Source organism: Aeromicrobium sp. Root344 (genome assembly GCF_001425755.1).
Lineage (GTDB): Bacteria > Actinomycetota > Actinomycetes > Propionibacteriales > Nocardioidaceae > Aeromicrobium.
This window is the reverse complement of record NZ_LMDH01000001.1, coordinates 2742852-2756619: the sequence shown is the minus strand read 5'-3', so window position 1 is coordinate 2756619 and position 13768 is coordinate 2742852. Positions and strand designations below refer to the sequence as shown.

General features: G+C 68.3%; 12 protein-coding genes and 1 tRNA gene. 4 read left to right on the top strand and 9 right to left on the bottom strand.

Features of this window, described 5'->3' with window-relative positions; translation table 11 throughout:
* The first annotated feature begins 40 nt into the window (after window positions 1-40).
* Window positions 41-1645 carry a M4 family metallopeptidase gene (locus tag ASC61_RS13610; RefSeq protein WP_056212750.1) on the top strand — a complete coding sequence of 535 codons (1605 nt, stop codon included), beginning with the start codon at window positions 41-43 and terminating at the stop codon, window positions 1643-1645.
* A 62-nt stretch (window positions 1646-1707) separates the two neighbouring features.
* Here ASC61_RS13610 and ASC61_RS13605 read toward each other — a convergent pair whose 3' ends face one another.
* From ASC61_RS13605 to ASC61_RS13595, 3 genes are read right to left on the bottom strand one after another with little or no spacing between them, the layout of a single operon-like run.
* Complete coding sequence (locus ASC61_RS13605; RefSeq protein WP_056212748.1) at window positions 1708-2463, bottom strand: SDR family oxidoreductase; 756 nt, start codon at window positions 2461-2463, stop codon at window positions 1708-1710.
* Window positions 2460-3677 (bottom strand): acetyl-CoA C-acetyltransferase, encoded by a 1218-nt coding sequence (locus ASC61_RS13600; RefSeq protein WP_056212746.1) that lies wholly within the window; start codon window positions 3675-3677, stop codon window positions 2460-2462. Before ASC61_RS13600 ends, ASC61_RS13605 begins: the two co-directional genes overlap by 4 nt.
* Before the next feature lie 32 nt (window positions 3678-3709).
* Window positions 3710-4855 carry an acyl-CoA dehydrogenase family protein gene (locus ASC61_RS13595; protein ID WP_056212744.1) on the bottom strand — a complete coding sequence of 382 codons (1146 nt, stop codon included), beginning with the start codon at window positions 4853-4855 and terminating at the stop codon, window positions 3710-3712.
* Window positions 4856-4954: 99 nt separating this feature from the next.
* Between ASC61_RS13595 and ASC61_RS13590 the strand changes: the two genes are divergently transcribed.
* Window positions 4955-5530, top strand: a complete 576-nt coding sequence (locus ASC61_RS13590) for a TetR/AcrR family transcriptional regulator (protein ID WP_056212743.1) — start codon at window positions 4955-4957, stop codon at window positions 5528-5530.
* On the opposite strand, the gene ASC61_RS13585 is transcribed toward ASC61_RS13590, so the two are convergent.
* Complete coding sequence (locus ASC61_RS13585) at window positions 5527-6072, bottom strand: YceI family protein (RefSeq protein WP_056212742.1); 546 nt, start codon at window positions 6070-6072, stop codon at window positions 5527-5529. The two genes, ASC61_RS13590 and ASC61_RS13585, sit on opposite strands and share 4 nt — an antisense overlap.
* A gap of 98 nt (window positions 6073-6170) precedes the next feature.
* On the opposite strand from ASC61_RS13585, the gene ASC61_RS13580 reads away from it, so the two are divergent.
* Window positions 6171-6644, top strand: coding sequence for a MarR family winged helix-turn-helix transcriptional regulator (locus ASC61_RS13580; protein ID WP_056212740.1), 474 nt, complete (start codon window positions 6171-6173; stop codon window positions 6642-6644).
* Here the strand turns inward: ASC61_RS13580 and ettA are convergent.
* The 5 genes from ettA to ASC61_RS13555 all read right to left on the bottom strand — a co-directional run bounded on the left by ettA (window position 6641) and on the right by ASC61_RS13555 (window position 13571).
* Window positions 6641-8323, bottom strand: coding sequence for an energy-dependent translational throttle protein EttA (gene ettA / locus ASC61_RS13575; RefSeq protein WP_056212738.1), 1683 nt, complete (start codon window positions 8321-8323; stop codon window positions 6641-6643). The two genes, ASC61_RS13580 and ettA, sit on opposite strands and share 4 nt — an antisense overlap.
* Window positions 8324-8365: 42 nt before the next feature.
* Window positions 8366-8809, bottom strand: coding sequence for a single-stranded DNA-binding protein (locus ASC61_RS19975; protein WP_056212736.1), 444 nt, complete (start codon window positions 8807-8809; stop codon window positions 8366-8368).
* 109 nt (window positions 8810-8918) lie between these two features.
* Window positions 8919-10568, bottom strand: coding sequence for a GTPase (locus ASC61_RS13565; RefSeq protein ID WP_056212734.1), 1650 nt, complete (start codon window positions 10566-10568; stop codon window positions 8919-8921).
* Window positions 10565-12280 (bottom strand): GTPase, encoded by a 1716-nt coding sequence (locus tag ASC61_RS13560; protein ID WP_235503559.1) that lies wholly within the window; start codon window positions 12278-12280, stop codon window positions 10565-10567. Before ASC61_RS13560 ends, ASC61_RS13565 begins: the two co-directional genes overlap by 4 nt.
* Window positions 12281-12383: 103 nt before the next feature.
* Complete coding sequence (locus tag ASC61_RS13555) at window positions 12384-13571, bottom strand: PrsW family intramembrane metalloprotease (protein ID WP_056212732.1); 1188 nt, start codon at window positions 13569-13571, stop codon at window positions 12384-12386.
* Window positions 13572-13664: 93 nt separating this feature from the next.
* Between ASC61_RS13555 and ASC61_RS13550 the strand changes: the two genes are divergently transcribed.
* A tRNA-Arg gene (locus ASC61_RS13550) sits at window positions 13665-13741 on the top strand.
* The last annotated feature ends 27 nt before the right edge of the window (window positions 13742-13768 follow it).

The following is a 13768-nucleotide window of genomic DNA, read 5'->3' as shown; positions in this document are numbered from 1 at the left end:
ACTAGCGTCACGCCTACGTCAACCGAGAGGACCACCACTCATGAAACATGTCTTTGCCATCGGAGGAGCAACCCTCCTCGTGGCCGGGCTGGGCGTTGCCACGCCCTCTCTGAGCGCAGCAGCCGACAGCAGCGGCGATCCCGCTGTCGTGGCCAAGGAATACATCCAGGAACATCCCGCCAAGGTCGAAGGCACCTCCAAGGATGCCTACCAGCTCGTCGACACGGTCGGTTCGAGCGACGGGACCAGCCACGTGCGGTTCAACCGTACGTACAACGGCCTGCCGGTCCTCGGCGGTGATCTCGTGGTCCATCTGAGCGCCGCCGACACCCCACAGAGCGTCACGGTCGCGCAGACGACGCCGGCCGCCGTCAGCACGACGCCCAAGGTCCCGGCCTCGTCAGCCGCCGACCGGGCGAGCGACGAGTTCAGCGGACGCACCATCAGCACGTCGAGCTCGCCCAAGCTCCTCGTCGACGCGCGCCGCGGCAAGCCGGTCCTGGCCTGGCGGTCCACCGTGACCGGCGTGCAGGCCGACGGCCAGACCCCGAGCCGGCAGATCATCGTGACCGATGCCAACACCGGCAAGGTGCGCAGCGCCGAGGAGACGATCCTGACCCCGATCAAGGCCGGGACACGGACCAACCAGTCCCCCGCCGCCGCCAGGCCGGGCGTCGCCGCGACCGGCACGGGTCGTGGCATCTTCGTCGGCTCGGTCTCGATCAGCACGACGGGCAGTGGCAGCAGCTACGCGATGGTCGACGCCACGCACGGCAACGGGCGGACGTGCGACCTCAGGAACCGCACGTCGGGCACCTGCACGACGTTCGCGGACTCCGACAACATCTGGGGCAACTTCAGCGTGAGCGACCGGGCGTCAGCCGGTGTCGACGCGCACTACGGCGCCGCCAAGACGTTCGACTACTTCAAGTCGAGCTTCGGCCGCCAGGGCATCTTCGACAACGGCAGCGGCGTGCCCTCGCGGGTCCACTACGGCAACGGCTACGTCAACGCCTACTGGGACGGCAGCCAGATGACGTACGGCGACGGCGCCGGCAACCGGGCGCCGCTGGTCGAGCTCGATGTCGCGGGTCACGAGATGTCCCACGGCGTCACCGAGAACTCGGCGAACCTCGGCTACTCCGGTGACGCCGGCGGCCTCAACGAGGCGACCAGCGACATCTTCGGGACGATGGTCGAGTTCTACGCCAACAACCCCAGCGACGCGCCGGACTTCCTGATCGGCGAGGAGATCGACATCAACGGTGACGGCACGCCGCTGCGCTACATGGACGACCCTCGCCGCGACGGTGCGTCCTACGCGTGCTGGAGCACCGCGGTCCCGCGGTCGGACCCGCACTACTCCTCAGGAGTGGGCAACCACTTCTTCTTCCTGCTCGCCAACGGCAGCGGCCAGAGCACCTACGGCAACAGCCCGACCTGCAACGGGTCGACCGTCGCCGGAATCGGCCGGGCCAAGGCCGCGGCGATCTGGTACAAGGCGCTCACCGAGCGCATGACCAGCACCGAGACGTACGCCAAGGCACGCCTCGACACGGTCGCCGCCGCGACGACGCTCTATGGCGCCAGCAGCGCCGAGGTCGCTGCGGTCAAGGCAGCATGGTCGGCAGTCAGCGTCAGCTGACGGCACGCAGACGTGCGGCCCATCTCCTCTCGGGAGATGGGCCGCACCGCGTTCGTGGTGGCTCAGACGCCGCCGGTGAGCGTCAGCCCGCCGTCGATCGTGATGGTCTGGCCGGTGATCCAGGCGGCGTCCTCGGACAGCAGGAACGCCACGACCGAGCCGATGTCGTCCGGCACGCCGAGCCGCTTGAGGGGGTACGCCGCCGCGACCTCTTCTTCACGGCCCTCGTAGAGCGCCGTCGCGAACTTGGTCTTGACCACGGCCGGTGCCACCGCGTTGACGCGGATGTCCGGCCCGAGCTCGACCGCCAGCTCCTCGGTCACGTGGATCACGCTGGACTTCGAGGCACCGTAGACCCCGATGCCCGGCGCCGGCTTGAGCCCCGCCACCGAGGCGATGTTGACCATCGCGCCGCCGTGGGCCTCCATCCAGGCGCGATAGACCTTCTGCGCCCATGCGATCGACGAGACCACGTTGACCCGGAAGATCTTCTCCGCGGCCTCGAGGTCGATGTCGATCATCCGGCCGTACGCCGGGTTGATCCCGGTGTTGTTGACCAGGAAGTCGATGCGCCCGAAGGCGTCCATCGTCGTCGCGACGGCCTCGTCCTGGTGGGCCGTGTCATCGGCGGCACCCGCCACGAAGATCGCGTTGTCGGGGCCACCGAGCGACTCGACCGCCTCGGCCAGCGGCCCCGGCTTGCGCGCCGTCAGGCACACGCGGGCACCATCGGCCACGAGCCGCTCGGCGACGGCAAGGCCGATGCCCCGGCTCGCACCGGTGACGATCGCGACCTTGCCGTCGAAGCGCTTGCTCAAGACAGGCGCTCCAGCACCATCGCCATGCCCTGTCCGCCGCCGACACACATGGTCTCGACGCCGAACTGCTTGTCGTGGTGCTGCAGCGAGTTGATCAAGGTGCTCGTGATGCGCGCGCCCGTCATGCCGAACGGGTGACCGATCGCGATGGCGCCGCCGTTGACGTTGAGCTTGTCGATGTCGATGCCGAGGGCCTGCGCCGAGCCGAGGGCCTGGACCGCGAACGCCTCGTTGATCTCGAACAGGTCGATGTCGTCGATGCCCATGCCGGCGTGGCCGAGCGCCTGCTTGACCGCCTCGACCGGGCCGAGGCCCATGATCTCCGGCGAGAGGCCCGTGACGCCCGTGGACACGATGCGGGCGAGCGGGGTGAGGCCCAGCTCCTTGGCCTTGGTGTCGCTCATGATGACGACGGCCGCGGCACCGTCGTTGAGCGCACAGCAGTTGCCAGCCGTGATCGTGCCGTCGGGGCGGAAGACGGGCTTGAGCTGCGACACCGCCTCGTACGTGACGCCGGCGCGCGGTCCGTCGTCGGTGCTGACGACAGTCCCGTCGGGCAGCGTGACCGGCGTGATGTCCTTGGCCCAGAAGCCGTCCGCGAGAGCCTTCTCGGCGAGGTTCTGGCTGCGTACGCCGAACTCGTCCTGCTCCTGGCGGCTCATGCCGATGAGCTGCTGCACGTTCTCGGCCGTCTGGCCCATCGCGATGTAGGCGTCGGGCAGCGTGCCGTCCTCGCGGGGGTCGTGCCACGCCTCGGCGCCGCCCTGGGCGCGCTTGTCCGTACGGCCGACCGCCTCGTCGAACAGCGGGTTGTGCGCTGCCGCCATGTCGGCCATGCCGTTGGCGAACCGGCTGACGGTCTCGACTCCGAGCGACAGGAACACGTCGCCCTCACCGGCCTTGATCGCGTGGAAAGCCATGCGCGTCGTCTGCAGGCTCGACGAGCAGTAGCGGTTGACGGTCACGCCGGGCACATGGTCCATGCCGGCCTGAACCGCAACGATGCGACCGAGGTTGTTGCCCGACTCGCCGGCCGGCTGGCCGACGCCCAGGTGCAGGTCGACGATGTCACGACGGTCGAGCTCGGGGACCTTGGCGAGGGCCGCCTCGAGCATCAGGACGGACAGGTCGTCGGGACGCATGTCCTTGAGCGATCCCTTGACGGCTCGGCCGATGGGCGAACGTGCGGTTGAGACGATGACTGCTTCGGGCATGGTGTCGTGCCTTCCTGGTGGGTGGTCCGGCCTCAGAATCCGAGGTCGCGGCCGATGAGCTCTTTCATGATCTCGTTGGATCCGGCCCAGATCTTGCTGACGCGGGCATCGCGCCACGCACGCGCGACACGGTACTCGTTCATGAAGCCGTATCCCCCGTGCAGCTGGACGCAGTGGTCGAGGACGTCGTTCTGGATCTCCGACGACCACCACTTGGCCTTGGCCGCGTCGATCGCGGTCGCCTCGCCGTCGGTGTGGGCCAGCACGACCTGGTCGACGTACGCCTCGGCGACCTCGATCTTGGTCACCAGCTCCGCGAGCAGGAACTTGTTGTGCTGCAGGCTGCCGATCGGCTGCTTGAACGCGACCCGGTCGTGGGCGTACTGGATCGTCTCGGCAAGGATCTGTTTGGCATGCGCGACGTTGGAGACCGCGCACGTCAACCGCTCCTGGGGCAGCCGTTCCATCATGTAGATGAAGCCCCGGTCGACCTCGCCGATGATCCGGTCGTCGCCGACCCGGACGTTCTCGAAGAACAGCTCGGACGTGTCGGCCTCGCTCTGCCCGACCTTGTCGAGCTTGCGGCCTCGGCTGAAGCCCTCGTCGGTCGCCTCCAGGCCGAACAGGGTGATGCCCTTGGCGCCCTTGTCCGGCGACGTCCGCACTGCGGTCAGGACCAGGTCGGCGGAGTAGCCGTTGGTGATGAACGTCTTGGAGCCGTTGATGACCCACTCGTCGCCGTCGCGGACCGCCGTGGTCTTGAGCGCGGCGAGGTCCGAGCCGCCGCCGGGCTCCGTCATGCCGATCGCCGTCAGGATCTCACCGGTGGCGCAGCCGGGCAGCCAGCGCTGCTTCTGCTCGTCCGTCGCGAGGTCGACGATGTAGGGCACCGCGATGTCGGCATGGATCGCCATGCACGATGCGAGCGCAGCGTTGAGCTTGCTGAGCTCCTCGGCCCAGATCGCGTTGAACCGGAAGTCTCCGGCCTCCGCGCCACCGAACGCCTCGGGGATCTCCAGACCGAGGAAGCCCTCGGCGCCGGCGGAGAGCCAGAAGTCGCGCGGGAGCGCCTTCTCCTCGAGATAGGTCTCGAGGTTGGGGGTCACGTGCTTGGCCAGGAAGGCCGCACACGAGTCCCGGAACGCTTCGTGGTCCTGGTCGTAGATCGTCCGCCGCACTGCACTGCCTTCGTGATCAGGGAAACTGGGAGGAAACGCGCTAAGCGCTTGCTTAGCATGCAAGCCCTCCGTCATGCTGTCAACCGAAAGAGGGGTGACATGACGACCATCACGGCACGTGAGCGGCTGATCAACGCCGCGATCGAGGCGTTCGCGGAGAAGGGGTTCGCCGGCACGACGACGCGCGACATCGCCTCGCGCGCCGGCATGAGCCCCGCGGCGGTCTACGTGCACCACGACTCCAAGGAGAGCCTGCTCTTCACGGTCAGCATCGAGGGCCACCGGAGCGCCCTCGACGTCATCACCAAGGCGGCGGCGTCGAGCACCGACCCCATCGAACGACTGCGGTCGATGGTCTACGACTTCAGCCTGTGGCACGCCGACAACAGCCGGGTCGGCCGCATCGTCCAGTACGAGTACCACGCGCTGAGCGACGAGCACCGCGCCGAGGTCGCGACCTTCCGGCGCAGCATCGAGAAGACGATGCAGGACGCCCTGGCCGACGGTGTCGGCCAGGGCGTCCTGGATGTCGATGACGTGCCGGGGACCGCGTTCTCGCTGCTGTCCCTGGGCGTCGATCTCGTGCGATGGTTCGAGCCGGGCGGGTCACGCTCCGGCGATCAGCTCGCCAGCCTGCATGCCGATCTGGCCGTCAGGATGACGCGGCGCACCTAGGCCTGGAGAACGGCCTCGGCGTTGATGTGGATCGAGATCTTGTCGCCGACCATGACCTTGCCGCCCTCGAGCGGGATGTTGAAGTCGATGCCGAACTCCTTGCGGCTGATCTCGGCCGTGGCCTCGATGCCGACGCGGGTGCCGCCCCACGGGTCGCCGCCCTCGCCGAGGAACTCGGTTGCGAGCTCGACGGGCTTGGAGACGCCCTTGATCGTCAGGTCGCCGGTGACGACGAAGTCCGTGTCGCTCTTCTGGACGATGCCGGTCGAGACGAACGTCATCGTCGGGTGGCTCTCGACCTCGAAGAAGTCGGCCGAACGCAGGTGGTTGTCGCGGTCGGCGGTGCCGGTGTTGATCGAGTTGAGGTCGACCGTGACGTTGACCGAGGAAGCGGTGAGGTCATCGTGGGTCACGATGGTGCCCTCGAAAGCCTCGAACTTGCCGCGGACCTTGCTGACCAGGTGGCGGACCGAGAAGCCGATCTCGGTGTGAGTCGGGTCGATCGTCCAGGTGCCGGTGCTGACTGCAGTTGCGGTGCTCATGAATTCTCCTCGAAGTATGTAGTTGATCCTTCAACAAGTTAGACTCTAGCACAATGTTGAAAATTCAATCAACAGTCTCACACAGTAGGATGGATCACATGGAGACGACGACGGCCACCCCGTGGCTCACCGAGGAGCAGCAGCGCATCTGGCGCGCGTTCCTCGGCGGCACCACCGTTCTGATGGATCGACTCGACCGCGACCTGCGCGCTGCGCACGGGCTGTCGATGCCCGAGTACGAGATTCTCGTGCGTCTGTCCGAGGCGCCCGGACGGTCGATCCGCATGGCGGAGCTGGCTGACGCAGTCGCCCACTCCCGCAGCCGGGTGACCCACACGATCGCCCGGCTCGAGCGCGAGAACATCGTCGTGCGCGGGCAGTGCTCCGAGGACGGTCGTGGCGTGTCCGCCGTGCTGACCGATCACGGCTTCAGCGTGCTCGAGGCGGCTGCCCACACGCACGTCCAGGGCGTCCACGACTACCTCATCGAGAATGCCGACGCCGAGGACTTCATCGCGATGGGCCGCATCATGCAGAACGTCGTGGAGCAGCTCCACGGCAAGAACTTCTAGTCGCGGGTCAGCTTCCGGTAGGTCACGCTGTGCGGGCGCGCCGCCTCTTCGCCGAGGCGCTCGACCTTGTTGACCTCGTAGTCGGCGAAGTTGCCCTCGAACCAGAACCAGCGAGCCGGCGTCTCGGCGTTGCCCTCCCACGCGAGGATGTGGGTGGCGACGCGATCAAGGAACCAGCGATCGTGCGAGACCACGACGGCGCAGCCGGGGAAGTCCAGCAGCGCGTCCTCGAGGGACTGCAGCGTCTCGACGTCCAGGTCGTTGGTCGGCTCGTCCAGCAGCAGCAGGTTGCCGCCCATCTTGAGCGTCAGCGCCAGGTTGAGCCGGTTGCGCTCGCCGCCTGACAGCACGCCGACCTTCTTCTGCTGGTCCGGACCCTTGAAGCCGAACGAGGCGACATAGGCGCGGCTCGGTACCTCGTAGTTGGCGACCTTGATGAAGTCGAGCTCACCGGACACGAGCTGCCAGATGTTGAGGTTGTTGTCGATGCCGCCGCGACCCTGGTCGACGTAGGAGATCTTGACCGTCTGGCCGACCTCGAGGGAGCCCTCGTCGGGCTTCTCCTCCCCCACGATCATGCGGAACAGCGTCGATTTGCCGACGCCGTTGGGACCGACGACGCCGACGATGCCGGCGCGCGGCAGGTCGAACGTGAGGCCGTCGAACAGCTCACGGTCGCCGAAGCTCTTGTGCAGGTCCTTGGCGTTGAGCACGACGTCACCGAGGCGCGGCCCGGCGGGGATGTTGATCTCCTCGAAGTCGAGCTTGCGGCCACGCTCGGCCTCGGCGGCCATCTCCTCGTAGCGGCTCAGGCGTGCCTGGTTCTTGACCTGGCGGGCCTTGGCGTTGGAGCGCACCCACTCGAGCTCCTTGGCGAGGATCTTGGCGCGCTTGGCGTCCTTCTTGCCCTCCACCACGAGACGCGCCTGCTTGGTCTCGAGATAGGTCGAGTAGTTGCCCTCGTAGGGGTGCGTCTTGCCACGGTCGAGCTCGAGGATCCACTCGGCGACGTTGTCGAGGAAGTATCGATCGTGGGTGATCGCCAGGACGGCGCCCGGGTAGGACGCGAGGTGCTGCTCGAGCCACAGCACGCTCTCGGCGTCCAGGTGGTTGGTGGGCTCGTCGAGCAGCAGGAGGTCCGGCTGCTCGAGGAGCAGCTTGCACAGCGCGACGCGGCGCCGCTCACCACCGGAGAGGTGATCGACGAGCTCGTCGGGTGGCGGGCACCGGAGCGCGTCCATCGCCTGGGCCAAGCGGGAGTCGAGGTCCCAGGCGTTGGCGTGGTCGAGGTCGGTCTGCAGCTCACCCATCTCGGGGAGCAGCGTGTCGTAGTCGGCGTCCGGGTCGGCCAGCTCTTCGCTGATCTTGTTGAACCGGTCGATCTTGGCCTTGATCTCGCCGACGGCCTCCTCGACGTTCTCGAGCACCGTCCGGCCCTCGGTCAGCGGCGGCTCCTGAAGCAGGATGCCGACCGTCGCGTCGGGGTCCTTGATGGCGTCGCCGTTGTCGGTCTGCACGATGCCGGCCATGATCTTGAACAGCGTCGACTTGCCGGTGCCGTTGGGGCCGACGACGCCGATCTTGGCGCCGTGGAGGAACGACAGCGTGACGTCGTCGAGCACGACCTTCTCGCCGAGCTTCTTGCGGACGTTGCGGAGGGTGAAGACGTAATCGGCCATATGGACAAGCCTATAGATCCGGGCCCAGCCGGACGAATCGGATCAGGCAGCCGGGGCCTCGACCTGCTCTCCCTCGAGCGCGGCCAAGGCTGCGCCGGTGTCCTCGCGCGCGGCGGTCGGAGCCTGGCGGTCGACCCGCTGCAGCTTGGTGACACCCCACGTCAGGTCGTGGCCGATCAGGTTGGCCTCGAGCACCGTGCTCTCGCGCGGCTCGCCGTCCTGCGTCGTCCACTTCTCGGTGCGCATCTTGCCGATCACGACGATCGGGTCTCCCACCTCGAGCGAGTCGGCGACGTTCTGGGCCAGGGTGCGCCAGGCCTTGACCGAGACCCAGATCGTCTCGAGGTCGCGCCACGTGCGGGTCGCCTGGTCGAAGTAGCTGGGCGTCGACGCGACGCGGAACAGGACCCACGGCACGGCGCCCTCGCGCAGCTCGACCTTGGTGCCGACGCGGCCGTGGAACGTCATGGTGTTGTCGTTGGACATGGAGATCTCCTTCGCAGATGAGGAGCACCACACTCGCGTCTGCGGGAGCGCGACGACAGGCCCGCCACACGCCCTGTGGACCGGCCACCGGCCTCGAGCAGGCTGTGGATCAGCCCAGGGCCGCGAGGATGCCCGACCGGTATGCGGCGTAGGAGTCGAGCTCGGCCTGGATCGGCGCAATGACCCGCTCGGCCGTGACCCGGTCGATCGCGTCACGGAGCTGGTGGTCGGCACGCCTGGCCTTGCGACGACCGCCGATGCGTGACGCGAGGCTGGACAGGGCAGCGAGGACAAGGCCCGCGACCAGGGATCCGCCCGCGACCACGGCCGCCATCGGCGCACCGCCGATCTTGCCGAGGTCGGGCAGGTCGAACGACACGAGCTGCTGGATGCCCTGCGCGGCGAGCCACACCAGTCCACCGACCATCGCGACGAACAACAGGAGCTGGAGCACCTGGACGATGCGCCACCAGACGGCCGGGCGAGCCACGCCGAGGCTGGTCTCGTGGATCGCTCGGTCGAGCGCGTCGATGATGTCGTCGCCCGGCGGGTTGGAGGCGTCGCGGATCGCATCGCGCCACGGTCGTTCGAGGCCGACCGAAGCCTTCTCGGCGGCGTCACGGATCGCGAGCTCGGCGTTGGCGCGCTGGACGTTGCCGGTCTCGGGAACCGCCGCGCGCGCGAGTGCCGACATCGACAGGTCGTCGCCGAGGCCCAGCTCCGCGAGCGGGTCCTTGCGGAGCCGGCCGAGCCAACGGGTCACCGGCCATCCGGTGCGTTGCGCGGCACGACGGCGGGTCGACCAGGACACCGCGTCGACGATCTGCGGCACACCCGCGCACTCGACGAGTGCGTCGTCGAGCGCGTCACGGTCGACCGGCGACAGGCCGGGCGTCTCGCTCGTGCCGCCGACCTGGGCGATGACGCTCGCCGCGGCGGAGATGTCGGACGCGAGCCGCGACTTCGCCGCGGACTTGGCCCGGATGCGGCTCGCCATCTCGCGCTTGAGGTCCTCGACGCCGTCACCGCGGGTCGCGGACACGCCGACCACCGTGACGTCGGGCAGCCCTTCGTCGGCGAGGATGCGCCTGACGTCGGTCAGTGCCCGCTCACGCTGCTCGAACGGGATGCGGTCGATCTGGTTGAGCACGACGAGGGTGACGTCGGCGTAGGACGCCATGGGCCGGATGTAGCGGTCGTGGATCGCCGCGTCGGCGTACTTCTGGGGGTCGAGCACCCACACCAGGAGGTCGGCGTACTTGATCAGGCGATCCATCTCGAGATGGTGCGACACCTCGGTCGAGTCGTGGTCGGGCAGGTCGAGCAGCACGAGGCCGTCGAGCTTGGTGTCCTCGTCGGAGTGGTCGAGCATGCTCATGCGGGAGACCTGGTGGCGTGCCGGGATGCCCATCCACTCCAGCAGTCCCTGTGCGCCGTCGGGACCCCAGGCGCAGGCCAAGGCCCATGACGTCGTGGGGCGGCGTACGCCGACCCCGGCGAGCTCGAGGTCGGTCAAAGCGTTGAACAGCGACGACTTGCCCGACCCGGTGGCGCCTGCCAGCGCGACGATCGTGTGGTCGCCGGACAGCTTGAGGCGCTCGGCCGCGCGGCCCGACAGCATCTCGGCCGGCGCGAGGATCTCGCCGTCGATGCGACCGCGACTCGCCTCGACCGCTTGCGTGAGGCCGTCGAGCCGCTTCGCGACATCGTTCCGGCCGCCGCCGAACACTGCTTCGGCGGCGTCGCTCGGCGCTGTCATGACGTCGTCTCTCCGTTCAGGAAGTCGGCATGCCGAGCGTATTCGGCCTGACGGGCAGATTCACGGAGGACGGCCTGGTGTGCCTTGATGGTGTCGGGCGACTCGACGAGGTCGAGGAACCGCTGCATCTCACCCTCGAACAGTGCTGCGACGCGTGACTCGAGGTCGGCCTGGGCGCGCGCCGCCAGGCTCGCGACGACCTCCTCGCCGAAGATCGCGTCGAGGAGCTTGTGGCCCAGGGCCGCGGTGCCGCCGGCCTCCTCGCCCTTCCCGTTGCGCGAGAACATCACGATCATCAGCGCCACCCCGATGCCGTTGACCCCGAACGCGAGGAACCGCGCGGTCATGCGCTTGTCGGCACCCTCGACGCGTACGAGCTCGAGCACGGCCTGCCGCCAGTCGTGGACCATGCGCTGGGCGCGGACCCGGAAGTCGCGCGACGCCCGGTCGATGCCTCGGTTGGCGTCGAGCAGCGTGCGGCCGGCCGGAGTGTCGGCCCAGGCGCGGGAGGCGACCTCGGCGGCGGCCTCGGCGTGCTCGACCAGCAACATCTGGACGCCGGTCTCGATGGCCTCGACGACCTCGGTGGAGCGCGTGCGCTTGCCGGTCACGCCGTCGACGAAGCGGTCGCGGATGCGGGTGACCTTCTCCTCGACCGAACGCAGCAGCTCACCGGTGCCGACGAACTCCTGCCAGCGCGCGAGCACCTCGCCCTTGAGCACCGTGCCGTCGCTGACCTGGACCGTGAAGGTCTCGAGCGCCTTGCGATAGATCGTGTCGATGTCGCCGTGCATGACCTCGGAGGCCGCGATCTGCGCGTCCATCGCGTCGGCGACGTCGTGCGTGCGCAGGACGACGTGGCGCACGGCACCGTCGAGCGTGCGGGCCATGACCATCTTGCGGGCGGCCGGATCGGCGGCGAGCTCGTGCAGCCACACGACGATCGGCGAGACCGCCTCGCGCGGCAGCAGGCCGTCCGCGTCGACGCCTGACTCGGGCACCGTGAAGAGCGGCGAGTCGGACAGTCCGCGGGACGTCATCATGCGGGCGAGGTGTCCACGCACCTCGAGGACGGCGTCGGACGTCGTGCGGTCGAGGACCACCGCGACCGAGGTGCTGCGCTCGGCCGCCTGGCGGAGGTAGTCCCACGGAACCTGGTCGGCATAGCGCGCCGCCGAGGTGACGAAGAGCCACAGGTCGGCGGCGGCGAGGAGCTGGGCGGCGAGCTCGCGGTTGCCCTGGTCGATCGAGTCGACATCGGGCGCGTCGAGGATCGCGAGCCCCCGTGGGATCTTGTCCGAGGTCGCCAACCGCAACGCGTACGTGTCGTTGCTCGGCACGTTGGTGCGCGGCAGGTCGGGCAGGATGCGGTCGGGCAGGAACCACTCGGCGTCGTCCGGGTTGTGCACCAGGACCGGCGACCGGGTGGTCGGCCGGAGGACGCCGGACTCCGTGACCCGCTCCCCCACCAGCGAGTTGACCAACGTCGACTTGCCGGCACCGGTCGAGCCACCGACCACCGTCAGCAGGGGCGCGTCGAGCTGGACGAGGCGCGGCAGGACGTAGTCGGACAGCTGATCGGCGACCTTGGCCTGCGTGCGGCGGGCCTCGTCGACGCCGTCGACCTCGAGGCGCAGCGAGATGTCACGAACGCTGGTCAGGAGCTTGCTCATCGCGCCAAGGAGCTCGGCCGAAGCGTGTTCGCTGGCCACTGGGTGCTCCTCTCGTCGACGGTGGTCTGTGCGCAATGCGGGTCTCTGCACAGATTAGTGGACGAGGGGGCACTTCGCCGCCACGCCTCGTGCTACGCAGGAGTCAGGAGTGACGGCCGGTGCTCTGCAGAGCCGGCGGGAATCGCAACATCGGCCGCAGCTCGTACATCGCGTCGAGCAGCGCGTACGTGCGCTCGACGCCTCGTGGGATCTGCCGACCACTCATCAGGCCGTCGTGCAGGAACGCCATCTCGGTCGCGAGGCCTTGGTATCGCTTGACGACCTGGGCCGCGACCTTGCCGTCGTGGCTCTTGGCGTAGCGGCGCGCGGCCTTGCGGTAGCCGAACCGTGAGAGGTAGGGAATCTCAGCCGGATGGATCCAGCCACGCTGTGCCACGTAGGAGAGGGATCGCTCGAGGATGCGGACCTGCCTGCTGCGCACGATGATCGCGAGCACGGCGAGGCCGACGAGCACGACGCCCAGCGCGAGGTAGGCCAGCACGAAGCCGACGCCGCCGCCGTAGCTCAGCGAGCCGTTCCAGAGACCGTGCAGTCCGGCGCTGACGACCAGGCCGAGCGTGCAGATCAGGACCTTCATGGTCTTGGACCGGCGAGCCGCGGCCAGCCCGACGGCGATGCCGAACGCCGAGGTGAACAGCGGGTGCGCGAACGGGCTGAACAGCCCACGGACGACGAACGTGGCCGTGGCACCTTCGGCGCCGGCCACCTGGATGTCGGGCGAGCCGAGGTAGCTGCTGGCGTAGTAGCCGATGTTCTCGACGAACGCGAAGCCGATGCCGACGATGCCGGCGTAGATCAGTCCGTCGAGATATCCGTCGATGACCCGGCGTGCCCGGGTGAACGTGAGGACGAGGAACAGGCACTTGGCGGGTTCCTCGACGATCGGTGCGATGAACGAGGCCATCTGCTTGTCGCTGAGGTCCCAGATCTCCTGGATCGAGAGCTCGAGGGTGAGGGCGATCGCGACTGCGACGACCCCACCCCACACGAAGGCCGCGAACTTGTAGCGCCTCGGCTCGGGCTCGTATCGGTCGAGCCACCAGTAGACGAGCCAGAGCAGCGGCAGCGGGATCAGCGCGTAGCCGATCGACAACGTGGAGCCGGCGGCGTCGCCGTCGCTCCCCCGCCAGGCGATCCATGCTGCGCCGAGGACTCCGGCGATCGCGACCACGACGAAGATGACGATCAGTGCGGTGCGGCCACGCTGACGGATTGCCTCGGAGTACTTGGGCAGCGCGGCTGGGGTCGCGGCGGCAGTCGCTTCTGTCACCCGCAAATCGTAGGGCATGACGCGAGACCCGAAGCCGGGTCCGCCGGCTGGTCGACGTACGCCGATAGGCTTGGTGCGGGTTTCACGACCCGGGCGCCCGTAGCTCAGCCGGATAGAGCAAGAGCCTTCTAATCTCTAGGTCGCAGGTTCGAATCCTGCCGGGCGCGCCAAGCTCACGTGACCTCTCAGAACGAATG

Excerpts from the sequence above, each read along its gene's own strand:
- ASC61_RS13610 (WP_056212750.1), top strand. The coding sequence starts at position 41 with ATGAAACATGTCTTTGCCATCGGAGGAGCAACCCTCCTCGTGGCCGGG.
- ASC61_RS13600 (WP_056212746.1), bottom strand. The coding sequence starts at position 3,677 with ATGCCCGAAGCAGTCATCGTCTCAACCGCACGTTCGCCCATCGGCCGA.
- ASC61_RS13590 (WP_056212743.1), top strand. The coding sequence starts at position 4,955 with ATGACGACCATCACGGCACGTGAGCGGCTGATCAACGCCGCGATCGAG.
- ASC61_RS13585 (WP_056212742.1), bottom strand. The coding sequence starts at position 6,072 with ATGAGCACCGCAACTGCAGTCAGCACCGGCACCTGGACGATCGACCCG.
- ASC61_RS13580 (WP_056212740.1), top strand. The coding sequence starts at position 6,171 with ATGGAGACGACGACGGCCACCCCGTGGCTCACCGAGGAGCAGCAGCGC.
- ettA (WP_056212738.1), bottom strand. The coding sequence starts at position 8,323 with ATGGCCGATTACGTCTTCACCCTCCGCAACGTCCGCAAGAAGCTCGGC.
- ASC61_RS19975 (WP_056212736.1), bottom strand. The coding sequence starts at position 8,809 with ATGTCCAACGACAACACCATGACGTTCCACGGCCGCGTCGGCACCAAG.
- ASC61_RS13565 (WP_056212734.1), bottom strand. The coding sequence starts at position 10,568 with ATGACAGCGCCGAGCGACGCCGCCGAAGCAGTGTTCGGCGGCGGCCGG.